Source organism: Kluyvera sp. STS39-E (assembly GCF_040932435.1).
Lineage (GTDB): Bacteria > Pseudomonadota > Gammaproteobacteria > Enterobacterales > Enterobacteriaceae > Kluyvera.
Map to the genome: position 1 here is coordinate 120,451 of NZ_JBFQGA010000009.1, position 26,201 is coordinate 146,651.

22 protein-coding genes are annotated in these 26,201 nt (G+C 49.1%); 1 reads left to right on the plus strand and 21 read right to left on the minus strand.

Annotation, left to right across the window (positions count from 1 at the left end; genetic code table 11):
• The first annotated feature begins 749 nt into the window (after window positions 1-749).
• Window positions 750-1,586, plus strand: a complete 837-nt coding sequence (locus tag AB4K05_RS19560) for an alpha/beta fold hydrolase (protein WP_368481536.1) — start codon at window positions 750-752, stop codon at window positions 1,584-1,586.
• 196 nt (window positions 1,587-1,782) lie between these two features.
• On the opposite strand, the gene AB4K05_RS19565 is transcribed toward AB4K05_RS19560, so the two are convergent.
• The 21 genes from AB4K05_RS19565 to AB4K05_RS19665 form a co-directional block, all read right to left on the minus strand.
• Window positions 1,783-3,150 carry a VasL domain-containing protein gene (locus AB4K05_RS19565; protein ID WP_368481537.1) on the minus strand — a complete coding sequence of 456 codons (1,368 nt, stop codon included), beginning with the start codon at window positions 3,148-3,150 and terminating at the stop codon, window positions 1,783-1,785.
• A gap of 135 nt (window positions 3,151-3,285) precedes the next feature.
• Window positions 3,286-3,738, minus strand: a complete 453-nt coding sequence (tssE, locus tag AB4K05_RS19570; RefSeq protein WP_368481538.1) for a type VI secretion system baseplate subunit TssE — start codon at window positions 3,736-3,738, stop codon at window positions 3,286-3,288.
• Complete coding sequence (gene tssJ, locus AB4K05_RS19575) at window positions 3,731-4,267, minus strand: type VI secretion system lipoprotein TssJ (protein WP_368481625.1); 537 nt, start codon at window positions 4,265-4,267, stop codon at window positions 3,731-3,733. Before tssJ ends, tssE begins: the two co-directional genes overlap by 8 nt.
• Window positions 4,248-5,342, minus strand: coding sequence for a type VI secretion system baseplate subunit TssG (gene tssG, locus AB4K05_RS19580; RefSeq protein ID WP_368481539.1), 1,095 nt, complete (start codon window positions 5,340-5,342; stop codon window positions 4,248-4,250). The genes tssJ and tssG overlap by 20 nt, the downstream gene beginning before the upstream one ends.
• Window positions 5,306-7,069: a type VI secretion system baseplate subunit TssF gene (tssF, locus tag AB4K05_RS19585; protein WP_368481540.1), complete on the minus strand. Its 1,764-nt coding sequence runs from the start codon at window positions 7,067-7,069 to the stop codon at window positions 5,306-5,308. Before tssF ends, tssG begins: the two co-directional genes overlap by 37 nt.
• 21 nt (window positions 7,070-7,090) lie before the next feature.
• Window positions 7,091-8,686 (minus strand): type VI secretion system protein TssA, encoded by a 1,596-nt coding sequence (tssA, locus tag AB4K05_RS19590; RefSeq protein WP_368481541.1) that lies wholly within the window; start codon window positions 8,684-8,686, stop codon window positions 7,091-7,093.
• A complete protein-coding gene (locus AB4K05_RS19595; protein WP_368481542.1) occupies window positions 8,686-12,105 on the minus strand; it encodes an ImcF-related family protein in 3,420 nt (1,139 codons plus the stop codon). Before AB4K05_RS19595 ends, tssA begins: the two co-directional genes overlap by 1 nt.
• The gene (locus tag AB4K05_RS19600) at window positions 12,092-13,249 is read right to left on the minus strand and encodes a hypothetical protein (RefSeq protein WP_368481543.1); all 1,158 of its coding nucleotides are present in this window, start codon (window positions 13,247-13,249) and stop codon (window positions 12,092-12,094) included. The genes AB4K05_RS19595 and AB4K05_RS19600 overlap by 14 nt, the downstream gene beginning before the upstream one ends.
• A gap of 3 nt (window positions 13,250-13,252) precedes the next feature.
• Entirely contained in the window at window positions 13,253-13,519 is a 267-nt protein-coding gene (locus AB4K05_RS19605) for a PAAR domain-containing protein (protein ID WP_368481544.1), read from the minus strand.
• Between the two features lie 292 nt (window positions 13,520-13,811).
• On the minus strand, window positions 13,812-14,306 hold the full coding sequence (locus tag AB4K05_RS19610) for a hypothetical protein (RefSeq protein WP_368481545.1): 495 nt from the start codon (window positions 14,304-14,306) through the stop codon (window positions 13,812-13,814).
• 246 nt (window positions 14,307-14,552) lie between these two features.
• Entirely contained in the window at window positions 14,553-15,299 is a 747-nt protein-coding gene (locus tag AB4K05_RS19615) for a hypothetical protein (RefSeq protein ID WP_368481546.1), read from the minus strand.
• The gene (locus AB4K05_RS19620; RefSeq protein WP_368481547.1) at window positions 15,296-16,360 is read right to left on the minus strand and encodes a lipase family protein; all 1,065 of its coding nucleotides are present in this window, start codon (window positions 16,358-16,360) and stop codon (window positions 15,296-15,298) included. The genes AB4K05_RS19615 and AB4K05_RS19620 overlap by 4 nt, the downstream gene beginning before the upstream one ends.
• Window positions 16,333-16,926, minus strand: coding sequence for a hypothetical protein (locus AB4K05_RS19625; RefSeq protein WP_368481548.1), 594 nt, complete (start codon window positions 16,924-16,926; stop codon window positions 16,333-16,335). Before AB4K05_RS19625 ends, AB4K05_RS19620 begins: the two co-directional genes overlap by 28 nt.
• Window positions 16,927-16,929: 3 nt before the next feature.
• The gene (locus tag AB4K05_RS19630) at window positions 16,930-17,196 is read right to left on the minus strand and encodes a PAAR domain-containing protein (protein WP_071995313.1); all 267 of its coding nucleotides are present in this window, start codon (window positions 17,194-17,196) and stop codon (window positions 16,930-16,932) included.
• A 55-nt stretch (window positions 17,197-17,251) separates the two neighbouring features.
• A complete protein-coding gene (locus AB4K05_RS19635; RefSeq protein ID WP_368481549.1) occupies window positions 17,252-17,818 on the minus strand; it encodes a tetratricopeptide repeat protein in 567 nt (188 codons plus the stop codon).
• A 78-nt stretch (window positions 17,819-17,896) separates the two neighbouring features.
• Window positions 17,897-18,544 carry a DUF2931 family protein gene (locus AB4K05_RS19640; RefSeq protein ID WP_368481550.1) on the minus strand — a complete coding sequence of 216 codons (648 nt, stop codon included), beginning with the start codon at window positions 18,542-18,544 and terminating at the stop codon, window positions 17,897-17,899.
• Window positions 18,545-18,640: 96 nt separating this feature from the next.
• A complete protein-coding gene (locus AB4K05_RS19645; protein WP_368481626.1) occupies window positions 18,641-19,033 on the minus strand; it encodes a DUF2931 family protein in 393 nt (130 codons plus the stop codon).
• A gap of 358 nt (window positions 19,034-19,391) precedes the next feature.
• Complete coding sequence (locus AB4K05_RS19650) at window positions 19,392-20,246, minus strand: formylglycine-generating enzyme family protein (RefSeq protein ID WP_368481551.1); 855 nt, start codon at window positions 20,244-20,246, stop codon at window positions 19,392-19,394.
• Window positions 20,243-22,474 carry a hypothetical protein gene (locus AB4K05_RS19655; RefSeq protein ID WP_368481552.1) on the minus strand — a complete coding sequence of 744 codons (2,232 nt, stop codon included), beginning with the start codon at window positions 22,472-22,474 and terminating at the stop codon, window positions 20,243-20,245. Before AB4K05_RS19655 ends, AB4K05_RS19650 begins: the two co-directional genes overlap by 4 nt.
• Before the next feature lie 43 nt (window positions 22,475-22,517).
• On the minus strand, window positions 22,518-25,010 hold the full coding sequence (locus tag AB4K05_RS19660) for a type VI secretion system Vgr family protein (RefSeq protein WP_368481553.1): 2,493 nt from the start codon (window positions 25,008-25,010) through the stop codon (window positions 22,518-22,520).
• Between the two features lie 550 nt (window positions 25,011-25,560).
• Window positions 25,561-26,193 (minus strand): hypothetical protein, encoded by a 633-nt coding sequence (locus AB4K05_RS19665; RefSeq protein ID WP_368481554.1) that lies wholly within the window; start codon window positions 26,191-26,193, stop codon window positions 25,561-25,563.
• Window positions 26,194-26,201 lie beyond the last annotated feature (8 nt).

Here is a 26,201-nt window from a genome sequence, read left to right on the forward strand (position 1 = left end):
TTGCCGCCTGAATGCTCTTTTTATAGATGCCATCTATAATCGTTCATCCATTGAATAAATCGCCAGATAAGGATTTCACAACGTATTACCCATTTTGCGACAAAGGTACCCGCACGTAGGGATTAATCTTTTACGGCAAATTTTGTGATGACCATCATGTAATTTAATCTCCTGAAACCTCCCAAGACCGCACAAGTATTAGAAAATAAAACCTCTTTTAAGGACTTCTCATACGATTGTATGACATGAATTAACTTTGTGTTGAGGCAACATTGAGATATGGCTCATATAAGCACAACCAAAATTAGTGGGGCTCAATCAATGCATTGATTTACATCAACAAATAACTTATTTAAATTCAGACTAATCCTATCAATCGCTAAAAAACAATAACTTAAGTTAAATACACCAGTAACTTTCAGAATATAAAATATATCCTTAAGCACCGCTTAAATTAAAAAGAAATTCATTATCCATAATAAACTAACCTGTAAATCCCATTGCCCTTGTAGTCTATTTTTAAAAAACATCAATAGCTGGCAATTAAATATCGATCGTGACGTCCCCCGCGAGTGCGAGGTGCATGGTCCTAAACTCAGGGAACCAAATCTGTTTTTATCATCTAGACTAGTAGGCGTAATTTAAAAAAAATCAGATTTTAATAGGATTACTTGCACTACATGCTCCTCTTTACCCGCCTTGAAGCACCTGAATACTCACATCTTTTATCCAACGCCGGAGGTTAGACCATGTCATTTGTCACCACCAAAGATAACGTCAGCATCTTCTATAAAGATTGGGGCCCTAAAGAGGCACAGCCTATTTATTTCCATCACGGTTGGCCGCTTAGCGCTGATGATTGGGATACACAGATGCTGTTCTTCTTGTCGCAAGGTTTTCGCGTAATTGCGTCCGATCGTCGTGGCCACGGGCGTTCAAGCCAGGTGAGCGACGGTCATGATATGGATCACTACGCGGCCGATGTATCCGCCGTCGTAGAGCATCTCGATTTGAAAAATGTGGTCCACATTGGACACTCCACCGGCGGTGGACAGGTTGCACGCTACGTCGCGAAATTTGGCCAGCCGCAGAAGCGCGTCGCGAAAGCGGTATTGCTAAGCGCGGTGCCGCCGCTGATGGTTAAAACGCCATCCAACCCCGGCGGTACACCGCTTGAGGTGTTTGATGGTTTCCGTCAGGCGTTAGCTGCCAATCGCGCGCAGTTCTATCTTGATGTCGCATCGGGCCCGTTTTATGGCTACAACCGTCCCGGCGCGGAAATCTCGCAGGGCACGATTCAAAACTGGTGGCGTCAGGGCATGATTGGTAGCGCCAAAGCGCATTATGAAGGAATTAAGGCGTTCTCAGAGACTGACCAGACCGAGGACCTGAAAGCCATCACCGTCCCTACACTGATTCTGCAGGGCGATGACGATCAGGTTGTACCTTACAAAAATGCGGCGCTGCTTCAGGGCGAACTGGTCAGCAACAGTACGTTAAAAGTCTATCCAGGGTTCCCGCACGGTATGCATTCCACCCATGCTGATGTTATTAACAAAGATATTCTGGAATTTATTCGCCGTTAACCGGGCGTTGTGTGGCCAAGTTAGGATTGATGGTTGGGCTTAAAAAGCTTTATGCCAGAGTTCAAAAGCAAAAAGGGGTTACCTTTCGGTAGCCCCTTTGTTATTTGGCCAGCTTATTTCACGTTTCATTCAAACTAGCTCAATCCAATAACTGCATTCATATCAGCCAGTGTCACTGATATTTTTTGGTGCCAGTTTACTCTGAGGCACTCTGTTTTATTTCAGCATAGCGTGCAGCCAATTGTTTCAAATGCATTTCCAGTTGGGCCTTAGCTGCTGCGGGCAAAGGCGCTCCAGCAGGATTTTCTGACAATACTCGCAGTTGCTCTTCAGCCGGTATGGACTGATTAAAAGATTGCCGGACAGCAAATACCACCGACTTCAGTTCGCTAACGGTCATATATTTGCCTTTCTGCTCATCAAGCCCGTTCAGCCGATCGCTCAGTTTTTGCAGGTGGGTCATTCCCTGATGCCAGCCATTGAGTTGTTCTTCCGGCAAGGCGCCAGCATTGCGTTGTTGCTGCCATTGCTGTACCAAGGGCTTGGCCTGCCCCGGCCATAGCGCTTGAATCTGTTCTGTCAGTTTTTGGCTGTAAGTAAGAGCCCAGTCAGGGGGCAATTTATCCAGTCGGGCAATCTGCTGCTGCGTTTGGGCAATCAGGTCCTCGGGCAACGAAGTCTGCTGGCGCAATCTCTCTAGCTGTTCAGGTATGAGAGGCGCGGGAAGCGGTGCCAGTGAAGCTAAAAACTGAGCCTGTAGCGGGTCAGGCCGGTGGAGATGCAGCCAGCCCCATACTGCTACGATGCTTATCACCAGCATGGCACACATTCCGGCGGCGAAGGACTTCCACTTTTTTACCGGAGTAGGCATTGCCGCCAAGACTTCAACATTCACCTGATGCTCTGGCTGCGTAACGTACACCCACTTCACTGCACCGTCTGGCACATCTTCAGTAAGACGACTCGCCATTGCATCATTCACAACGGCGGTAGGCAGCACGATATCTGACTCAACCGTTGGTCTTTGGCTGGCTGCGCTATCTCTGTTTTCCAGCCGAATAGCACTGTTGTGCATCAACGTCCGCAAGGTATCTAGCTGGCTTAGATGCTTAAGCTCCAGACGCTCAAGCATCTCCCCCAAACGGGTAAGCAGTTGCTCCGCCCGATACAGCTGGCTGAGATCGCTGTAACTCAGCGGGAGCGAACGCATCCGTTGCTGTAGACGCTGACTCAGGCTGCTGAGGATTTCCATGCGAGCATGAACGGGTTGCGGCCACAGCGCCCCCCATTGATGGCTTATCAGCGCTTCGAGTATCGCCAGCCCCTCATTGAGGCCGAACAGCCCGGCATGTTGCGTCCGCGCCAGCGTGTACCAAGCCGCCGTCTGCAGCTCCACGCCATTGTGCTCAAACAGTGAGAGGCAGAGTTTTTCGACATAATGCCAGTTCACATCCGGGCGAGCCGGATGCGTCAGCTTACTCAGTTCATCACACAAAGCGGCATAATCCGCTAGCATGCGCGGGTCACCGCCGGTTTTAATTTTACGTGTGGTGATGTTATTCATGACCAGCCTTCCATTTGGTGTACCAGCAGGAAGATTATTTTTATCATTTTCATCTCCTTGATATATTTTGTTATTTTTAGCTCCGTTCCCCGTCAGCTATTGTTCGGACAGCTAAATCCGTCGGGCTCTCTGGCCTTACAGACGGGTGCTCGTGTCGAGATACTGTTGTTGTTTAAGATGTCGCAGGAGCACCCGTCCTTCCGGCATAAACTCCGTGCCGTAACGCACAAGGCCAACGCCCTTGAGTTCAGCGTCAATGGCATAGCGCAGTTCGCCCGGAACGCTCTGTTCCAGCAAGACAACAGTGATTTTTTTCAGACGCGGCTCATACTTGAGCAGAACAACCGACAGGGTGCCCATCAGCTCATGGGCCGTTCCCGGCATCCCTTGGAGAATTTTGGTCATATCCGGCAGACCGTAGTCCGGTAGATGTGCCAGCGTGCCCGCACGGCAGTTAAGGATACGCTGCATATTATCCAGAACCGATACAATGACCTGGTTCTGCTCGCTGACCTGATGCAGGTCGAGACCGCCGGTAAAGTTGCCGTAGAGCATTTCATACAGCGAAGGACTAGATGACTCACTCATCTTTCAGCGCCTGTAGGGTTAACTGGTTGTTCCCCGCCTCGATGACGCGTGCCTTATTCGGGCTGAGTTCGTCACGACTGAGTACCACACGCCAAGTGTTGTTTTGCTGGTCCGGTGAGATAAACATCCCGGCCACCGCCACATACTGTGCGCTTTCCTCCATCGGCATATCCACCATCACCGCCCCGCCCGGCTGCAGCCTGATATCCTTTTCAGCCACCAGATCGGCCTTGATGGCCTGGCTATCCTCCTTAAACAACGACGGGTAGTCGGTGCTATCGAAGGTTTTGCGGTCTTTAAGCTGATAAATGCGCACAACGGTGGACAATGCCACGCCACTGGCATTGTGGTTTACCGCCTCGCGGGCGCGAATATCGAGGTGAAGCGTTTTCACCTGCTTATAAAAAATCGATTTGGTCACGGCAACGGTGCCGTCTGTCACTTTTTGGGTCAAGCCGCAGCCCGCCAGTATCAGCGTGATACCTGTGGCCAGCGCAATCTGCGGAAATTTACCAGCGGTAATCGCCATCTTCATCGGTCTCCCTGCGGTGAATATTTTCCTGTACCCGCTCATAGCGGCCAAGATTGATGGTTATGGTTTTGGGATGGGTGGCGGTATTTGCCACATTTAATGGCCGCATCACGGCGGTGCGGCCCAGCTGCACTGCGCCGGTTTTAGGCTTAGCGTTCATGGTCGCATCCGGCAGCAGGCTGCGGTCGACACACAGCTGCAAACGGACATCGAGCCGTGACCCAAGATACACATGCAGCAGCGCCATTAAATCCGTGTGAAGCTCCCCATTCGGCAACCAGCCCTGCACTTCAGTTGGATCGGTGGTGGTGAGACGCATCAGTACCTGGCTGTTCACATCGGTGGCATAGTGACCCATCACCGGGCGATTTGTCAGGGTGACGGGCTGGCTGACGCTCATGGTTAGCGGCCTCTTCAACGGCACGCGGCGTTTGTCGTGGTGCCAAATTTTTGCCTGCGTGTTAGGCGCCAACAGACGTACCAGCGAAGCCATACCCTCTGCTGTTCTCCCCGGCAGCAACATGACTGGCAGCAGCGCCAGAAAGCGAGAGGCCGGGGCCGCGATGCCGTCCGTGCAGCCGTCAATCCCGAGCCCCGTCAGCCCCAGCAGATACTGCGAAGTTTTGTCCCGTCCGCCTTCCTCAAAGGTCGCCGGATACGAATATTTGCGCCAGATGCGGTAATACTGGGCTATCAGCCGGTGATTGAAGATATCGAGAAAGTCCGCCGTCGCCTCATACCCTTCCCGTCGCTGGGTGATGTCATCGATATAGTGCGTCGGCAGCGGAGACTCCACGCCGTAGAGCCCCATGAAGGTGATGCGCACCGTCGGCGGAAGGTGCGGATGCTCGGGTAATTCCACGCCTTTGATTTCGGAAGCCGGGAAGCCCATTCCCGGATGCGGTCGGAAGCGTACCGGTTCATGTCGCACCTGCCATGTGCTGCCGGTGACCGTTTTATCCGGCTGACTCTGCTCCAGTAACTGGCAGAAGCGGTAAAAATTCATGTACGGCAGCCGGTCGCCCAGCTGCGCTATCAGCCGGGCAGGCGCGGACTGTGATTCTCTTTCCACCGGATACGTTTTCCTTCTGGCTGAACGATAAGGGTAAGCTGGTTAAACTGGTTCATGTCGGCATAGAGCGCAAAGAAGCGGTTAAGCATTTCGCCGAACAGGTGGATATCGCCCTCGCCCGTAAACCCATTGCTGTCGAGGGTGATCTCAATATCCAGACCGCGCAGCAGGAAACCCTGCTCAAAGCGCTGCAGGCGATGATGTGCTACATGCTGAATGGCCTCTAAACGCCGGGTGTTCAGCTCATCGTCCTGCCAGTTATAGAGCGCAAGCGTCCCGCGCAGCACTTCGGCGGTGCTCATCATATTCAGAAACCCAGAGCCCAAGTGGCTCAATACTCGCCAGTGGAAACGGTCTTCCGCCGGCGGATAGACGGGCAGCGTTGGCTTGCAGAGATTGCGCACTGAAAGCTGGGTGTCCACCACCTGTTCGCAGCGATCGAGCAACGTGCTTTGCAGGGCCCGACGCGGCAGTTGACCGTTGGTCCCGGTGATTTGCAACGACACGGCTTCGCGCTCGACAAGCCGGTCATCTTCCCACTGATGGCCCCCGAGGATTAGCCAAGTGTCATACAGCCCGGTGACGCTGCGCTTCACACGCGTGTGGTAGTAACGTGGCGGCGCATGGCGACGCATCATCCCACCTTTGTGGCGGAAGCTGCTGAACGGCACGTACTCAGCATCACTGGCCCGGTTCGAGCCGGTGACCGAATCCACGGAGTAAATTTCTGTATGCCCGTCCTGCAAACGTTTAGGGCGCAGCAGGTACTCGCTTTCAAGACCGGTAATCGTCAGTGGGTCAGCTTCAAGGGTGAACAGATTAATCACCGGCACGCAATGCAGACGAACGGCTTCATCGGTGACCGGCAGGTCAGACGGCCACAGCGTAGTAAACACCACTTCAATATCGAAATATTCCGTCCCCGGAGGCGGCGTGATCCCGCCCAGCCCATTGAGGTGGACAAACATAAATTTGTCGCGAAAGGTGAAGTACTCCAGCAGCAACTGATAGCCGCTGAACGCGGTATCGCCTTTCGGCCACAGCACGTCCTCTTCGGCAAATCCGCCCGGTGAGAAATAGCCGTCAAGCCGGATACGGTCAGTTTGCCCCGGCAGACGCATGTACAGTGCCGCCTGCCGTTTGGTCAGCATCAGATGCAGTTGGCTGCTGACGGGGGCATCCGCACCGAGATACAGACTCACGCGACTCAGGTCAGCGCTGGACCAGTCGGCTTGGCGACTGCAGGAAAAGCGCATCCGTAGTAGTGAACGACCATCAGATTCAGTGGTCATGGTGATACCCGAAACAGACAGGGGATTGAGCATCACATCCCGTGTAGTGCGGTAACGGCAGACGGTGTGCTTCGGCCCTACCGGACGGGAATATATCTCAAGGCCTGCGGGCACCACTTCCGCCATTTTCATAGTCTGCAATGCTGGCGTAAGCGCCACCACCGAGAGCGACGGAATAGTGCGCAGGTAATGTGGCCACAGCATACTGACTAACCCTTCGGTCAGCTCTGGCAGATCGTCGTCGATCTTTTCACGCAAGCGCCCCATCGAGAAGGCAAAACCTTCGAACAGGCGTTCAACATAGGGATCCGGTGTCCCGGCCTTATCCAGATCCAGCATCGCAGCGCGGTCGGGGTGGGTCTGAGAAAACTCTTTCGCGGCTTCGCGCAGGTAGCGCATTTCCGCATCGAAATAACGGAGGGTTAAATCTTCCATTCTGTTCATTTTCCTGTGGTTCTAACCGCAAAGCACAACGGCCCTTGCCGCATCGGTCGCGATCAACTCGGCTAGCAAGTGGTCCATGACCGGTGTAAGGCGGGTTTTGTCAACCTCACTGCGACCCGCTTTCAGTCGCAGGATTTTCAGATGGCGAGCGCGAACTTCAAACAGCAGTTCAGGTTCCCAGTCGTTGAGGGACAGTTCCCCTGCATGCTCACCCAATTGTGCAAACAGGTGCGCCGCCAGCTCATTTTTACCGTACTGCTCAGCAATGCGGCCCATCAGCAGCCGCAGCAACCACTGTTGCCGCGCGGTAGAGGCGCCCGATCGGTTCTGGAGCCAAGCCAGTGCCGCTTCCGGGCCGTCGCTGTCCGCCAGCGCCAGCGCCTCCGGCTCTAGTGCCAGAATGTCATCGTTGCCGGCGGTTGCCGGAGCTGATGGCGAGTCATTGCCCCAACCGCCAGCCGTATCCAGCACGCTCTGCCGGATCCAGTTCAGCGTCACTTCATCCGCAAACGGCGTACCGTCGCTGAATGCCAGCGTTTCAAGCCCGGACAGGCGGGTCAGCAGACCTTTAAGGTCGGTGGCGATAATATCGGCCAGCGTATCTTGGCCGGACTTCGTCAGCGCTTGGTGGATATACCACTGCAAATCCAACCACAGGTGATTGGCCCCGCGGGAAAAAGTGCTGTCCGCCGTTTCGAGCATCTCAGCCCAGTTCTGCTGCAGGTAAAGGCGTTTGAGCAGGGCACGCTGATCTGCCCTTGGCGGCTCGATGCGTGTGCGGCCCTGCGCATCCGGGGCGGGAATGGTCCGCAGGGTATCGTGGCGCAGGCTTTTCATCAGATGGTGCGCCGACAGCCAACCGTCGGGCTGCTCACGCAGATATTCAGCGAGCGTGCGGGCCTGAGCCAGCAAATCCTGACCGGAGGTGATGCGTCCAATGACCGGGACATCGTTGTGATTGGTCGTCGAAGGGGTTTCGCTGGCGCTGGCGTTCTGCGGCACCACCGCATCCACGCCACCCGCTTTTTGCAGACGGCTTTCCAGTGCACCGTACAGCGCGTTCAGACCCGGGCGTATTTCATCCGGTTCTTTTTCGGTAAGCAGCGCAATCAGCAACAGCGCCCCGGTGGTGCGCATCGCCTCCTCCCTGACCACTTCCGGGTACAGCGAGAGCGAATCCGTCATGCGCGAACCCGCTAGCCATTCCAACGCCGCCTTACGACTGCGGTCACGCTGCGGATACAGTTGTGTACCAAAGCGATCCAGCAAACCAGCCAACAGTTCAAGCCCTTCAGCCAGCCCCTGCTCGCCTTCACGGTGCAGCCTGGCCCAGCAGTAGTACGTCGCGACACGAATGTCTTTCGCGGTGGTGGTCAGCAGTTTCTCCGCAAGCCGGCAGATGAGTTCGGTATCTGCCCCAGAGAGCTTGTTGACCTCTTCACGCATCTGCTGGAAGTCATCGTCATAACCGGGGTCTTCGCCCACAGGCGATGTACCAGACAGCGGCTGCAGCCAGTTGTCCCATCTCGCCACGTGTTCTCGGGTCATCGCTAGCAGTGGTACCTGCTCTGTTTGGCAGGCATTGAGTAAGGTATTCAGCGAGCTCATTAGTAGACTTCCTCTGTATCACTGGACGCACTGGCGACCTGCTCTGACGCTGCCATACCGGTTGTGTTAAAGATGGTTTCCGGCAGACGGAAATTGCGCAGTTTCAGCAACACCAGCGGCCCTTCACCGACTTCGGTACGCAGGGTATAGTTGAGCATGCGGCCATCCTGAGCCTTCCAGCTCACGCTGTAACTGCTCCCCATGCCCGGATACGCTTTCACGTTGGCTTTATCAAGAAGCCGTATCAGCCCCCAACTGCCCGGAATATCCGCATACTGGCGGGTACCCGCCTGGGTGCTAATCCAGCTTAGGTTTGCACCGGGCGCTTCGGTGTCCGCAGGCCAAGTAAAGCGCTTCCACGCGGGTAACTGATTCACATAAGTCAGCTTCTGGCTGTCGATAATCAAGTCAGTCTGCATCACGCCTTCGGCGGTGCCTGGCCGCAGCTCGAAGTTCATCCCAGCATTGCCTTCAGTGAAGGCCACATCCGAGATATGGCTCAGGGTGTTGATGGCATTGAGGAATGCCGGATTAAATACCAGCCCTTGTGAATTGATGCTGTCAGGCACCCAATGGTTGCCTTCTTTGTGCAGGACGCCTTTGAGTCGGGTCTGCAGAAATTGCGCAATCCGCCCGGCATCAGCATTGAGGTATTTGGCGAGCAACGGCAGGGAAACATCGCTGCTGGCAACGTTAAACGGATAGCGACTGCCAAACGCTGAATTCCACTCATTGACGACAGCCTGTTGCCACTGGGCATTGAGGCTGTCAGCCGCCGGGGTCAGCACCTGCTGCCAAGCCAACTCCATCGGGTTGACGAACACCGTGCGTCCAAATCCGCTCCACTCCTGACCGAGCCCGGCAGCAATCAGACTGCCGTAGTCGCGGGTTTCGGTCAGATCAACGGCTTTTCCTTGGAATACCGTCTGGGCAATAGTCTGGGTCATGGCCTGTGGGTCAGCGGCGTTGGTTACCTGCTGCAGGCGCAAGCGGACCTGGGTCACTCGGGTCAGGTATGACTGCAGGCTGAGGTCTTGTGCACCGGTGCGGCTCTTGTCCATCAACGCCAGCACCGGCCCGAAGGTTGCGTCCAGCGGGCCATACACACCGGCGCTCTGGTCAATGGCATCTTTAGGGTCATTCCCCAGCAGGTTTTTTGCCGATTTCACGAGTGAATCCGCAATCGCCTCCCCGGTTTGTCCGGTACGCCCCTGCACATTCAGGGTATTCATGAGTGCGACCAGAGGAGACTGGCGCACGTCGGCCATCAGGGTTAACTGGTCAATGGAATCGGACAAGGTGGTGGCCCGGTTCCAGCGCAGGCTGTTCAAAAATTCAAGCCAGGCCCCGCCAAAGTCAGCAAAATAGCGCTCCGTCAGACGCATTTTCAGTACTTCCGGAGAGGTTTCATCCTGGCTGTTCACCTGGTGCTTACTGTCCGTGAGCACCCAGTCGAGCTCATCCCGGCGCGCTTTCACCACTTTCTCAATGGCCGGCTGCACAGCCTGCTCCCAGGCGTGACGGGTAAACATGCCTGGCACAACCTCAGTGGAGCTGAACAGACGGGATACATCGGTATCACCAGTCATGTCTTCAAGGCGCATATCGACATACAGGTGCGCCACCTGCGAGAGCATCTTTTGGTAGAGGGTTGATTCGCTGTTACGCACACCCATTAGGCGAACCAGCAGCGAACGCGCCTGGCTGACCATGCCCTCATCCGCGCGGAGTTTCCACTCTGGATGCGCAATCAGCTGTGTGCCGTAGAACGACAGCAGCGACGGAGCCATCCCCTGCCAGGCGCCGTCCTTCACGCCGTCACGCTTCGGCCAGTCGCTCATTAATGCAGAGCTGAACCAGGCAGCATCCATATGTTCCGGACGCGCCAGCATCAGGTAGAGTTTCAGCTGTTCCCAAGTGCTTTTCGCCATCTGTTCGCGCAGCGGACTGCCCGGCGGCAGAGCATTAAAGGCGCCGAGCTGACGCTTTAAATGATCGGCTGCCGCATCCCGTAGCAGAGGCAATGCACTGTTCTGGTAACTCGGCCAAAGTGCCGCCAGCAGCGCATTGTTCTGACTTAGCCCGGCACGCTCATACCATGGCACGCCGTGTTCTGACCGGTACTGCAGACGAGACAGCGTTTTTTGTAGCTCCGACAGCGCATGCAGGCGCTGCTCGAGCGGCTGATTTTGCCGGGAAGCCATCGAGGCTAGGGTATTGGCGCCGTCAATCTGGGTGCGGTTGGTGACATAGGCAATGCCCATCCAGGCGGCCCATCCTATCATCGTGAGCGCAGCAACAGACGCCATCGCCTTACGCCACGGAATCCCCGGTTTAACGGGGCGCAGCCCAGCAGGAAGCATCCGGACAGATTCAGGCAGAATATCCCAGCGCTTATCCATGCCCCAGTGATGCGCCACGGCACGCTCCGCGCCGGCAGAAGGCTGGCTGAACACCACGCCCGCCAGCGGCAGTGGGCGATACGGGTTTAGCATCACCGACAACGGCGCGATGATGCTCTCCGGCGCGCGGATGAGCTGGTCAGCAAGCGTCAGCAGGAAGTTGTGTGTCACCTCATTGCAGGCCTGTTGTAGGCCTTGCGAGGTCAGTTCCGGCGTCAGGGTTGTGAGTTGTTCAGCCAACTCCTCGGTGCGACACCCGGAAGGCAGCAGACAGCCTGTCGCCTGCACAACGCGGCCTGCCGGCTGACCGGCGCGTGGATGCAGGGACCAAACGTACAGGGGAATTTTCCAGCCCAGCGTATCCATACGAGTGCTGATGGCATGAGACAGGGAGTCCATGGTGCTTTCAGACGGCACGGGTAATGGCGGCTCCAACCCCGGTGCTGATAACTGTTCGAACGCTGAGGTCACCCACACCAGACCATCCACCGGACGGCGGCGCAGTTTGCGCAGCGCGGTTAGCCAAGTATTGTCTGCTGGCGTATTGAGATCACCGCCCCACAACAGCAATGTCCCACGATCTTCCTGCCAGAGCTGCCCAGTGAGGCCAGGGGCCAGTTGCTCCACTTCAGCGGCAGTACCGGTTATCAACAGGATGCGGGTTTTACGCCCCCAGCGACGGCCGTAGAGGTTACGCATGGCGAGACGGATGGTGTCGACGGTGACGTTGCGGGGTGGGGTTTGTTTAACGCGACCTTCATCGGCGGGCAGGACATTCTTTCGCTTAGCCTGAAAACGATGCCAGCCCTGCTTGATGGCAAGGCCAATTGTTTTGCCATGACGAAGCATCAGTAACAAGAATAACGCACCGGCAAGCGCCAGGCTTTTCAGCAGCGTAGTGTGCAGTCCAATCTGATCACCAAATTGCCAGATTAACCAGGCAATCCCCCCAGCAATGAGGGCGGAGAACCCCAGCCGGCCCCAGCCTCCACGCCATGACGAATTACCCGTTTTCATTATTTCTGTTCCCTGTTTGCACTGTATTAATAAATTTCTGCTCACCATCTGTAGAAAGCATCAGACAGTCTGCTTTTTGTATATTCACGATATCGCTAGCTACTGCAGCCAGAATCCATGGGGAAAATGGGCCGCTGATCCCGGCATATTGCTCCAGCCAATGGAGCTGTTCAGGTTTCCAGTGGCCGCCATAATTTTGTGCTATTTCAAGCAGACCGGGAAAAGCATTCCCCCACTCCACGTTGTCGCCAACAATACTGACGGTGGAACAGGCCTGAGTTTGTGTCGATAAAAACGTATCCAGTGAATTTTCTGAAATCGTCATATCAAGTGCCATTGGACGCAAAAGACGGGCATTAAGAGAGAGCTTATATTTTGTGGCAACATCATCGGTGGTCAGCAACAGGACAGCCAGCGCATCACTGTACGCATCTCGCCCTTGAGTTTGGTGAATCAGGATTAAATCCACATCTAGCGTCGGTGATTTAATTCGCTCATCAAGCGAGAGGAACGACTTTGACTTAAGAATGGTCAACTGCGGCACCGGACGAACAAGAATGGCTGCCTGCCAAGCATGTGCAAATGCATCCTGCAATGCTGGCAAATCATCTTGAGAGTCGGTCAGCAGCGTGACCGCGGGTTCTATATCTAAAGGCAACTTTTCCAGGGCTGGGCTTAACCCTGACAGCAAAACAAAACAATACGCCTCGTGACTACCTTGCTGACAAATTCGTCGGGTCAGAGATGTGCTTTGCTCCAGTGTTGGCGGGGCTGCCAAAAAAAGTTGAGGCGTCAGATTTGCAGGTAGCATTACGCCACTGTGTAATACTACGATATTGCGCCCAGCCCAGTTCACCCACTGTTGTTGTGCAAATTCTGCTTCACCGGATTCAAATTCGTATTTGTCCACCGCATTGTTATAGAGCCAGCCACGTAGACAGAGAAAGAAAAACCAGATAACTGTTGGGCATGCAGTGACGGCCCAAATATTAAATGTTTGAAGTGGCCCTGCCAGTTGATTGGCATGCAGGACAAACAACAGTACACACCCCACCAGCGCGAAAACCCCCATCATCATCCACAGGATGAATGAAGGTTCTTCGGGCTTAGCCGATATCGTTGATTTCTGACGCTCCCAGCTCATCACTTATCCTATTACGCAATCCGGTGCACTGGAGATCACCTGACAACCGCACTCACAGTGGCAACCATCCACAACCACGGCTTTACCGTCAGAGGTCCATTCAGGCGATCCTTCAATAATGGTATTAATGCCATGCCCATCTTTTGGGCAGCTGACTTTATCGCCAACGAGAGCAACCTTTTTGCCATTTACTACCATTGTTGATGAGGCAGAAATAACCTGTCCGCCGTGCGTGGTTTTATCACCGATCAGTACAAACCCTTTAGACACATGTCCCTCCCATAACAGCCATTAATAATGTTTTAACGAGATTTTTGTTTTACAAATTCATACTTCGTTTTTTCTGAATTTGGGAAGTAACGATCTATTATTTCATCTCCATTAGGATAAGTGAGCGTATATCCATCACCTTTCTTCTTTGGAGGAACGGCATTAACAACCATGTTAGAGTGGAATATGGGTTTAAATACAATACTATTTACGTCATGGACACGGTAAGTCAACATTGGCTGGCCTTGTACACTAAGAACTAATATCTCCTCATCTGTGTTTTTCTTTCTAATTAAAGGGTAGTAATTTTTTTTATTTCTATAGCACCATAGACATCATCAAAATGCCCATCTCCCCTAGGGGGGGCATTTCTATCAAAAACAAAAACAATATCACTGGGTATACTTCTCTTAACCCCCGCCCCGAATCTCTTCATATTATGATATTGAAAATCAAATTTTATATTGCTGAGTTTCCACTCACACTGCCCCCCCCCATCCAGCGCAACGCTGTTACTAACAGTATCACTACCCGGTTCGGCCTTAAAAGGAACAGTCAATAGATGATATCCCGCCCGGGAAGTTATCGCTCCCGTTGAGGTAAATATTTTATCCCTGCATTTTTCCGAGCGATAAATCACATCCATTGGTAGAATATCGACATCAACAGGTTTAACAACGGCAACTTTTACGGTTTTACCATTTGGTGGAGGTGTGAAATTTTCGCTTAGCGCACAACCGCTAAGTGATAATAACGGCAGCAGGTATAATACAGTAGCTATTTTCATTCAGCATATTCCTTTTTTGTCTTACGGAAACGCTCCAGGGCGGGCTTCCCTTCAGGCATTTGTTCCGTCACTCTCAGGGTTTCCACTACCAGACGCTGCAACGCGGCAAACAGTCGATTTCTTTCCTTTTCATTATCCGGGACACCGGCATCTGACAACTGTTTTTCGAATGCGATCCTGCTCTTTTCCCTTTTAAGATTGATATAATGCTATAGAGACACTGGCAACTCTTCAAAGTTACCGAGTTTATTTTATCGAGTTTAATTTTTCAAAATTAATAGGATCGGGCCCTTTTGCATTAGTTGTTTGAGTGCCATCAGGATATGTGGTTATAGAATCTTCACCAAATTTCTCTGGCCCTAATACATTAATGACCTTATCAGAGTGAACATTAGGTTCAAAAAGAAGACTCTCTGAATTGCTAACTCTATAAGTCAACATATCTTTATTTATTAACCTTAGAATTTTAGCATGATCTATCATGCGATCATTTCTAACAAGGGGGTAATAATCTTGCTTAATTACAACGTCGCCAGATATATCTTCATAATGCCCATCCCCACGTGGGGGATCGTTTTTATCAAAAACAAAAACGATATCATTAGGAACATTCTTTTTAATATCAGCCCCAAATTTTTCCATATTACTGAACTTAAACTGGAAACGGATATTGCTTAACCTCCACTCATACTGACCGCCACCATCAAGGAAAATATTGTTGCTCACTATATCGCTCCCTTTTTCCGGATTAAAAGAAACGGTAAGCAGGTGATATCCCGCCCGGGAAGTTATCGCTCCCGTTGAGGTAAATATTTTATCCCTGCATTTTTCCGAGCGATAAATTACATCCATTGGTAGAATATCGACATCAACAGGTTTAACAACGGCAACTTTTACGGTTTTACCATTTGGTGGAGGTGTGAAATTTTCGCTTAGCGCACAACCGCTAAGTGATAATAACGGCAGCAGGTATAATACAGTAGCTATTTTCATTCAGCATATTCCTTTTTTGTCTTACGGAAACGCTCCAGGGCGGGCTTCCCTTCAGGCATTTGTTCCGTCACTCTCAGGGTTTCCACTACCAGACGCTGCAACGCGGCAAACAGTCGATTTCTTTCCTTTTCATTATCCGGGATACCGGCATCTGACAACTGTTTTTCGAATGCGGCCCTGCTCTCTTTACGTTTCAGGGGGGCATCGGGGCAAACCAGTTCCACCAGTTGGTCATTAATATACGGCAGATAGGCGGCGGGCATAAAATGGTTGCGCGGGTCGGTAAGTATGGAGTCTAAATCTGGGTTGGTATTTTTTGGAAAACATTTCTTCAGGCTATCGGGTGTTAAAGATCGAATAAATTGTACATCCTGATTTTTCGCAGAAATACTTTTTTCCTCCGCCAGGGAGGGAATTAAATAATATTTTGTTTTTTTAGGCAGACGGTACTTTATCCTACGGCATTTAGGGGCGCTCATTGAGCCTTCGCATTGCAGGCTTTCCACTACCTGAGTGGTATAATAGAACAGCACAATATCTCCGTGATGCCAAAAGCAATCCCCCACGGTAATGCCGGTGATTTTTTGTGAGAGCAACTCCGCTACGGACCATGTAGTCCCCAGTACGCTACCAATCGGACCATAAATCTCATAAAACCAGTTATAGAGATTTACATCCATTGGTACGCTGGTAATGGTATCCGAGTCATTAACGTGCCGGTAATGCGTGATGTCCGTAAGCTGCAGAATGGCGTCGGCGGTGAACACCCTCGGCATACCGTAGGTATAAAGAAGCGGTTTTATTGATTTTAACTCTGCGGCATAAATCAATGCCAGCGCTCCTCCTAAGCTGTGCCCACATAAGAATAGTTGTTTCTTTTCAATTATAAACGATTTTATATCATCAAAACTCGAAAGCGACATCTCCTTAGCATACTCAAAAGCATCTAAAAAACCCTTATGAATTTTACCCGTCGGGGCAAGATAGGATGGGCACACCTGTGGGCTAAAGGTAATATCCGTTACCCAGTCCCTCACCTCCTGCGTACCACGCCAGGCCACAATGACATGTTCACCGTTGGAAACATAAAATAACTGAGTATTATGCTGAATAAAACTCCCAGCGGTGGTGACAAAGCGTGGATTGATATAGCGCTGGCTAACCCTGACAGCAAAACAAAACAATACGCCTCGTGACTACCTTGCTGACAAATTCGTCGGGTCAGAGATGTGCTTTGCTCCAGTGTTGGCGGGGCTGCCAAAAAAAGTTGAGGCGTCAGATTTGCAGGTAGCATTACGCCACTGTGTAATACTACGATATTGCGCCCAGCCCAGTTCACCCACTGTTGTTGTGCAAATTCTGCTTCACCGGATTCAAATTCGTATTTGTCCACCGCATTGTTATAGAGCCAGCCACGTAGACAGAGAAAGAAAAACCAGATAACTGTTGGGCATGCGGTGACAGCCCAAAGATTAAATGTTTGAAGTGGCCCGGCCAGTTGATTGGCATGCAAGACAAACAACAGTACGCACCCAACCAGCGCAAGAACCCCCAGCATCATCCACAGGATGAATGAAGGTTCTTCGGGCTTAGCCGATATCGTTGATTTCTGACGCTCCCAGCTCATTACTTATCCTATTACGCAATCCGGTGCACTGGAGATCACCTGACAACCGCACTCACAGTGACAACCATCCACAACCACGGCTTTACCGTCAGAGGTCCATTCAGGCGATCCTTCAATAATGGTATTAATGCCATGTCCATCTTTTGGGCAGCTGACTTTATCGCCAACGAGAGCAACCTTTTTGCCATTTACTACCATTGTTGATGAGGCAGAAATAACCTGTCCGCCGTGCGTAGTGTTATCACCAATCAATACAAAGCCTTTAGACATACGAAACTCCATTTTTTAATTTCCACATATGCATTTCTCTATGCAGATAAGAACATTATTTCTCTATTTTAATTTCCTTTAACTTATCACACGCATTCGAATCACCTTCGGAGCAGCTTTTTTTGAATAGTGGGGTAGCCTGGTCTTGATCTTTAGTTACGCCTTTACCATCAAAGAACATCGTGCCTAAATGATACATAGCTGAAGGTTCACCTTGTTTGACTGCAAGCTCAAGCCAACTCTTTGCTTTATCATAATTCACTACAACTCCCTTGCCATTAAGGTATGCGTAACCTAAATACATCTGAGCTGTGGCATTATTTTTATTCGCAGCTTTCTCATACCAATAATTAGCCTTTTCGTAGCTCTGAGTGGTTTCTTTTCCAGAATAATACATATCACCTAAATCGATCTGAGCATCCGTGTTTCCGAGTTCAGCTGCAATCTGATAGAGTTCAAATGCTTTTTTCATATCCTTCGGAACACCCATACCCATACGATACATATTGGCAATTGAGTTTGCATCGTCGGCTTTAGTTGTTGATGTTGGGTCTATAGTGACCGTTTCAGCAAAACACAGATTGGAGATAAAAAACAATACTAATCCGTAAAATGGTTTCATAAAAACACCTTTCACAAAAGCATGATAGACCATTAATGGTTTGTGATGTACATCTTTAAAAATCACTGTTTTCAACGATTACCAATTACCATAAGGATATATCTTACCTTTGATAAAATCAGGAGTATCACCATAGTAAACATACCCATCAGGGTGCCCTGTCACCCCTTTACACATATCAAGTTCTTTACCTGATACAGTCGTTATTTTTGTATCATTTAATGGGATGTCCGAATGACCATATTGTCTCAACCAGACTCGTACTTTTCCCTCAGGTGCCAAACCTATCAGCATCGTCTGCCGGTATGCATCTTTCCCAGGTTCTAAAACATCAGGGTAAGGGCTAATCATTTTATCCCATGTATTTTGGGAGAAAAATAAAGTTGATTGATATGTTTTTTTATCAATAATCGAGTCCCAGCAAAACATCATTATCTGCGGCAATCTATCGGCTTTATTAAACTGCGTACTCCCCGCTGAGTTCCGCTCACTCCATTTTCCGACACTGATTCCACGCGGCTGATCAATAGTTCTATATGTCGATGCATAACCATCAACATCTAACAGCTTTAATAGTGTAACCTGCGCCGGTAAAGCTTTTGGGGTAGTAAAGGCAAAGTACCATTTATCCCATGGAGTTTTGAGACTGTTAGGTTGCTCACTGGCACAGGCATTAGCAAAACCCACAAGTAATAAAACCAAAGTTATTCTGGTGATTGATTTCATGATTTTCCTCCCTGCATATTCCAGACAGCACGAACCCAACCGGGGTTCGAATTAATTACGGATACTTAGCCCCTATCGCATTTAAAATATGATGATTCACCATGCCCCATAAGGATATTTTTTATTTTTAATAAAGTCTATGATATCGTCATCATATCCATAGCTAAAGTTACTTTTCGTCACACCTTTGCACATATCCAATTCAGATCCAGAAACTGTGATAATCTGAGTGTTTTTTTGCTCTAAGTTTGGTCTTCCATTATTCTTTAACCATACTCGCACTTTCCCTTCAGGAGCTAACCCGATAACTATACATTGGAAAAAATATGTATCTCCATGGGAGTAATTACTGGGTTCAGTACTTAGCATTTTATTTTTTGTATCTGAAGAAAAAATCAATGTGGTCTCATAGACTTTTTTATCAATAATTGAATCCCAGCAAAATTTTATAACTTGAGGTGGAGATTTCGCTTTGTTAAAAGGAGATATACCTTGGCCTGCATGTTGACTTCAGACTCCTATACTCTGCCCTTGTGGCTGATCTATTGTCTGAAAGACCTTTCCATATCTATTCACATCAATAAGTTTAACAAGTGTAACTTTGGCCGGCAGAGGTCTAGGCGTCGAAAATGTAAAGTACCACTCATCGAACGGGGCATGAATATCCCCTTTTGTATTAGTTGCTGAACTGCTGTTACAACCGACCAGAAATAACAATGATATTGCTTTAACTATTAGCCTCATACCTTCTCTCCATTCATATTCCACACTACGCGAACCCAACCTGGATTTGGTCTGTTAATGAAACCAAATTTTGGGGCGGGGCTGGCAACATTATCCCTGTAATTTAGTTTTCTACACAACGGAATCCATAGCCTGTTGATTCAGTTTCCGGCTTATTGCTTCCTCGAGTAATATCATACAAACCAAACATTGACCCTAAGTAACCTCTTACTACTTTTTCAGTCCCATTAGCTGGCCCCTGAGGATCTTTTTCAGGCGAATGCTGATAATAATCATCAGCATACCAGTCATTAACCCAGTCATGCCCATTACCCATCATGTCATAAAGTCCCAGTGGATTTGGCGGAAAAGCGCCTACTGGAGATCTGTCGTGAGTAAAATTAAGTTTTGAATCGGGAACACTTAGATCATAAATATTATCACTATTAGCAAACTGTCTAAACTTTCCGCGACTGCGTGCAGCATATTCCCATTGGGCTTCCGTGGGCAATGATACTTTCCGTCCTAAAACACCACCGACCCAGTGGCAAAACGAAGATGCATCCGACCAATTAGCCACCGCTGGATAATCATCGCCAATGTACTTAAGCATACGTTCGTCATATTTACTTTCAACTTTTCTATTTGAAATTTTCTTATAATATTTATTGGCATCTTTGTTAGTTAAAGATAACCATAAATTAAATTCTCCCCACGTCACTCTGTTTTTTGCCATTTTGAATTTCGTCAAATCAACCCAATGCAGCGGCTTGTTATTATTATCATTGCTGAACGGTAGTTTTTCTCCAACGAGAGGCCCAAAATCCCCCATCTGATAACGCCCACCATCTACTGTTACCATTGAATCGACAATCTGTGAAGCTAATTTCCTTTGTTCTTGTTGGCCTTTTTCTTCATTGCAACCAGTAATAATGAAACTACTAATAGCTATAAAAAAAGTAATTTTATTTATTTTCATTTTTTCAACTCCATGCCATCAACAACAACTCTGGTGCAGCTTCCCATCAAAAAAGGAGAAACTTCCGATAATGATTTCAATTCATTACCACGAACATCTATTGATTCAGGTAAGCTTTCGTAGATTGAGATTAAATTTTTGGCGTAATGGCTTGGAAAAAGCTTAACGGAGGATGCATTTGGGACAACACGCCCTAATCCATATGTTTGAACCTCTTCGCCCAATGCAAGAAAATCAGCTACTTTCTGTTGGTTTGATTGCCATGAACCTGATATTTCGAATGCTTTTGATAGATGCTGCATAACATTTTCATAATCTCTTTTTGACTGAATCCAACGTAATGACAGCAGTACGGCCCGTTTTCTTGCACTATATGTCACCTGACCTTCACACTTCGTTTGGGCATGGCTTGCGGGGCTGGCAACATCATCCCAGAAATTTCGCTCGGTCAACGAAGCGATCGCTGCTCCTTTACTTTCGGGAGGTGAATATCTTAAACACTCCCCTTGTGTATCTAAAATGTGTTGCATTAACTGTACACGCCGCTCTTTTTCATCCCAGCTATCTCTTAACCTTTCTAATATCAGAGCTGTTTCTTTTTCTAAATGATCAGTCAACTGATTAGCTCCGTACATACCGATAAGTAACGGTAAAGCGCAGAATGCATAAAAATCCCCCTCTCTGATTACATTCTCTGACAGCTGAATATAATCAGCATTCCGAAGCATGTAGGTTAAGCATGGCATGAAATCGGTAATAATTGCCTCTCCATCTATATCAAAAGCAACACTTCCTTTTCCCCCTCCTCCCCAACACATTCCAGCTCTCGCCAGAACCTTGACTCTTCCATTTTCGTAACTGAACCGGAAAGAACCATTCCAACCCACTCCCATTTGAGCCGTAGCCCCTAATGCCACTTTTGCCAGTTGCGTATATTTTAAATCCTTTTTGTCAGGGTTAAGCCATTTAATAGCACCTGAAAGATTCGCTGAGGCTTGGGCTCCGGCAAAAACAGTTAATTCTCCCGTGGTTTCTGGATCCTCAACAGCTTTGCTTATATCTATTTTTCGCTCTCCGGGAGCGCCTGTATTGTCTGAAGATCCGGGAACTCCTTTTGCCCAGTTACTTTTCATCGATACGCCGAGTTCAACACCTAAGCTTGCACCAACACTACCGGCCAATGCCAGTTCAAAGTCAAAACGCAGTGTACCCAAATTACCGGTTCCCCCACCCATTTCTGGCTTCAGCGGATAGGTCATCGTAATACCGTGTATGTCAGGAAGCGACAGGGTTAATTTACTTTTAGACTCAGCGAGAGCAAGACTTGCGTAAGCACTTGCTTTTCCGCTAGTGGCAGCTTCCTTTTTTAACTTTTTACCCTTGTTACGAAAATCTACTTCAAATGGGTTTAATTCTTCCGTTAAACCCGCGCCATAAGTCCAGCGCATGAGCTGGGATTGGGAATCAAAGCCAAATCTATCCCCCTGGTATGGAGAATGTTTAAGGCTATCATTCATATCTCTGGCCCACTGTCCAAGAACACCTGTATGCTGTTCCAATAATTCCTGTTCAGCCTTCAGCATTTTTGGTTTTATCTTACTTACCTGGGATTTGAGCTTGTCATAATCAATTCTTTCCCGTGTTTTTGTCTTTCCTTCACTATCAGTATATGACTCAGTGACGACAAAACTTTTGCCTCCAGATTTTTTATCTCCTTCCCCAAGAGGATAACGCCGCCACTGGCTGTTAATTTGATCTGACATAGCGTAAATATACCGAACACCTTTCATATTTCCGCGAACCTCAATTAATTCCATTAACCCGACAGCACTTTTGCTACTGCTGTCAAGAAGTGTGGCTTTCGGAAGTTCCTCTGTCGGTGTAAGCGTCGTCAGTTTAACTTTCAACTTTTTATTGAGACCATCAAGTCTTTGGACTTCTTGTTGTATCTGAGTTTGGAGAACCTGTTTCTCCCCAACCTGCCCCCAGCTTAATTTTGTGCACTGAGCTGTTAGATCATCTATGCGCATTTGCGTATCAACCTGGTCACCTAACAACCTATTTAGCTCATTACTTTCCTGCTCAAGCTTATCACCGTCAACAGCCAGAAATGTTTCACTATCTGCATGGAAATATAGTCGGATGCCAGTAACATGATTGGCTTTGATACCATTCGCTTGCATCCCTGTTTTACCACTACCATGAACGGTTTCTGTCGTATTACTCATGGAGGCAACTCCTGTTAAATTTATTCTGGTGTATCCGAGCTAATTATCCGAGTTCAACTTTTATCTTATCTGATAATGCGGTGAAGATTTCTGCGGTTTTGCCCTCAGAATCAGTCACCCCTGAATAGACAACACCCTTACCAGTCGTAATCCGATAGCGAGTGTTCGGTGTGATCTGCCCAGTTTTATCATCGTGCGCCACGAAATACTCACTATACCCACCAGGAAAATCAGGTGCGGAGGATGTAGAGCTGGCGGCACCCATTTTCTGCGCGTTGGCGCATTTCCACAGGATATTACCTTCACAGCCCAGAATAATATTTTTACCCTGCAACTGGATGAACGATCCATCCAGGTTTTTCAGCACGACATCTTTCGCTGCCGTGATTTCAACCCGCCCTTCCGTACTGGTTACGGTCACATCCTTTTTGGCTATCGCATCAAGCGCATCATCCTGAGCCTGAATTTCTACCTTTCCCTTAACAGCAAAGAGTTTCATCCCGGCCTTACGAGCCAACATACTCACAGCTTCACCCGCAGCCACAGTAAAACGCTTAAGCGCGCTGATATCAGTATTTTGCTGGGACATGATCCCTACACTGGCTGCACCAGAAGCCACACGCACAGCCTGCGGACTGGTGATGCTTACTCCTTCAGGTGCATTCAACACCATTCCTGGCTGCACCAGATCTTTGAGGGCATCAGTCAACTTCACCTGACTCTGAATATCAGCGGGTAGCGCCTGCGCGGTTTCAGCTGCGTCTGACATGGTTCGGGCAATACTCAGTGCATTCTCGAGCTGGGCAATCGCCTCCTGCATGGAAAGCATCTTGTCCCCAGCAAACGGCTGTTTATCTGCAGTGATAAACACCCCAGCTCCACCCCGGATGGAAACGTGCCTGTCGGTACGAAGTTCAGCCCCTTCACCACGCAACTCACGGGAGGCATCCACGTTATGCCCCAAATTAAGCTGCGTCTTCCCCCCATACTCCGTGCTGAGCTTAACGTGCTCCTCCCCGCGCTTGTCCTCCATCCGCAGTTTGTTCAGACCCGCTGTGCGGATAACGTTGCGCGTGCTGTTAGCCTCCGTGACATGGTCAACGTGGCGGGAGTCGTGCAGGGCATGAGCGATATAAGGACGGTCCGGATCGCCTTCATGGAACGCAATGGCAACTTCTGTGCCCTGTATCAGCGGGAAGTGGAAACCGTATTTGTCACCACCGTAAGGTTTGGCGAAGCGCACGAGCATGCTTTCCTGGCCCTGGCGCTTATCATCGCGGTCGGCATCGAATTTCACTCGGTACATCCCCGAGGCATCCTGCCAGGCGTAGATATCGTTCTCTTTAGCGCTGGTTATGCGGGCCGTCAGCGTACCGCTGACTACCGGACGCTTTTTAGCGGCAGGACGCCAGCAGCGGTTCTCGTAATATGGCATTGCCGCCCACTCCACCTTCAGCGCGTTCTGACGGCTGGCTGAGTAACCGGCGCTGATAATGACGACCCCGTTTTCTGTTTCTCGAGGCAGTGTCGGCAGGATAGCCGTCTCAGTGATGGTCAGTACCTGCGCCGGACCCAAGGCATGGTCAGTACTGCTGCCAGTTACCGTGGTCTGGGTAGACAGGAAACGTTCGTGCTCCAGACGCGCCCAGAAGTTACCGGTTTCTGCCGTCGGTGTGATTTTATCACCGCGCTCAAGGTGACGTGGGCGGTAGTGATACACATCACCGTAAGTGTTCCCCTCCCCGTCTCCGCGAGTCATGTCCGCCGGCGCTGAAGTCAAGATATTCTGGGCTTCACGGTGATTGTAATCACTGGCGGTGACCGAGCGCTCTACCACGTTATGCCAGACATGCACGCCCCATACTGAATCAATGCCGTTGTCATTCGTCCCTGACGGGCTGTTTAGCGGCAGCGTTTTGCCAAACGCCCAAGCACTCTGTTTGTCCGCGAAGTGCACCACCTCAGTCTGCGTATCCGGCTGCAGAGTGAAGAAGTAAAAAATGCCTACCTCGGCCAACAGGCGTTCGATAAATGCGAGGTCGTTTTCCTGATACTGGTTTATCTGTTCGCGTTTCGGATACTCAGCCTTGAGGGCGAACTCATATTCCCACCCCTTCAAACCATGCTCGCCAAGAATTTGCGCTACCACTTCCGGCACTGATTTATTGACGAAGAAACGGTGAGTACGATACTGCCTATCCAACAAGGATATAAAAGGTTCCAGAATAATTTCATACGTAACCTGATCGCGTGAGCCTGTCAGGCGCCGGAAATTTGTCACCACACCATGGACAATTTTACCGACAATAGGAGTAAATAGTTCCCCCATCCCCATGCTCAGCGTTGCTGTTTTACTCAACATCATTTCAGCCGTAACGTCCGGATGTGGGCTAGTAAAACGAATGGTATAATGATATAGAGCACTCATTTGTTCTAAACCATCAAAACGTTCCACATCCAACGGATAAGGGCAGGTAGGAATATCTAATTTATAGCGATTAAGGATACCCTCTGTTATTTTAAATATATTTTCCATTTGTATAACTCCTGTCCCGGATCAGAATGATATCGAATAAAATCAAGCTCAACAGATATAATGAGTACTATCTATAATGATCCCACTCATCATAAATATATTTCAGGGAGAATTTATAAAATCCATAACCTATGATAAAGGTTACTATACTCGCCCCTCCAAAAACAAATCGGTAAGGATTAGCAGAAAAGAAGATACAGTAGAAAAAATATACCATACTGATAGTCCCTAGCGTCATCCCGATGCTGGCCACGATCCGTGAAACAATGATAAGTATAAAATCTTTTATGCTCATAACGATCCATTTAAACTAAGTGAAATATGAACTAATAATGATCCCCCCATTTTTTATGAATTTTTGGGAATGCATACCGATAAATTACATAACCAAGACATGCAACGATAAAAGCCCCTCCTCCCCAATAGAATCTGTTCTCCATCTCTGATACAAAGAAAAACCAAAGCACAAGAAGTAGCCCACAAAGCACAAGCGTCGCGCCAACTGCACAAATAATATTAAGCACAATAGAAATTATTTTTCCAAAAATATTCATAATCCACCAAAGAAATATTTGCAAATCCTACTAAACTCTTCTGGATTGAGTTCATGTATGCTACATGCTTTTTCGAAAGGTTTGACTGTATCTTCGACAAGGAAATATAAAAGGTCCAAATCCCCCATATTTTTCAATTTGTAATAAACCTCAGGGTTTCTTTGCCGTAAATATCGTGATGTGTAAATTGCACGCGATGCCTCTGCGCCAATTGAAAGTAACGATCCGATCACTGTGCCCGCAAACAATGCAGTTGTTGCTCGTTCCGAAATCATATATCCCAATTTCACACCAGTAAATTGTGAAAAAAGTGCCTTACCCGCACTATTACCGATGATGTGAAGTGTAACAGAAGGCATATCAACCCGAGATATAAAATCATCTATAAATGGTTCAATAACTTTATAAATAATTTTATCGTTAAAGGTTATTTTTTTAACCAGCGCTGCTAATCGAAATTTATCATCCTGATTCTCTCTGCGGTGTTCGGCATCTATAAAATCATAGCCAAGGTAGGCAAGGCTGACTGGTAAGGAAATAATGCCTTTCGCCACGGCACCGATAAGTCCGGACCCATCAATATGAATGGCATCCAACATATCTCTGGCAATCTCTTTTGCGTTGTCCATAATTGTTG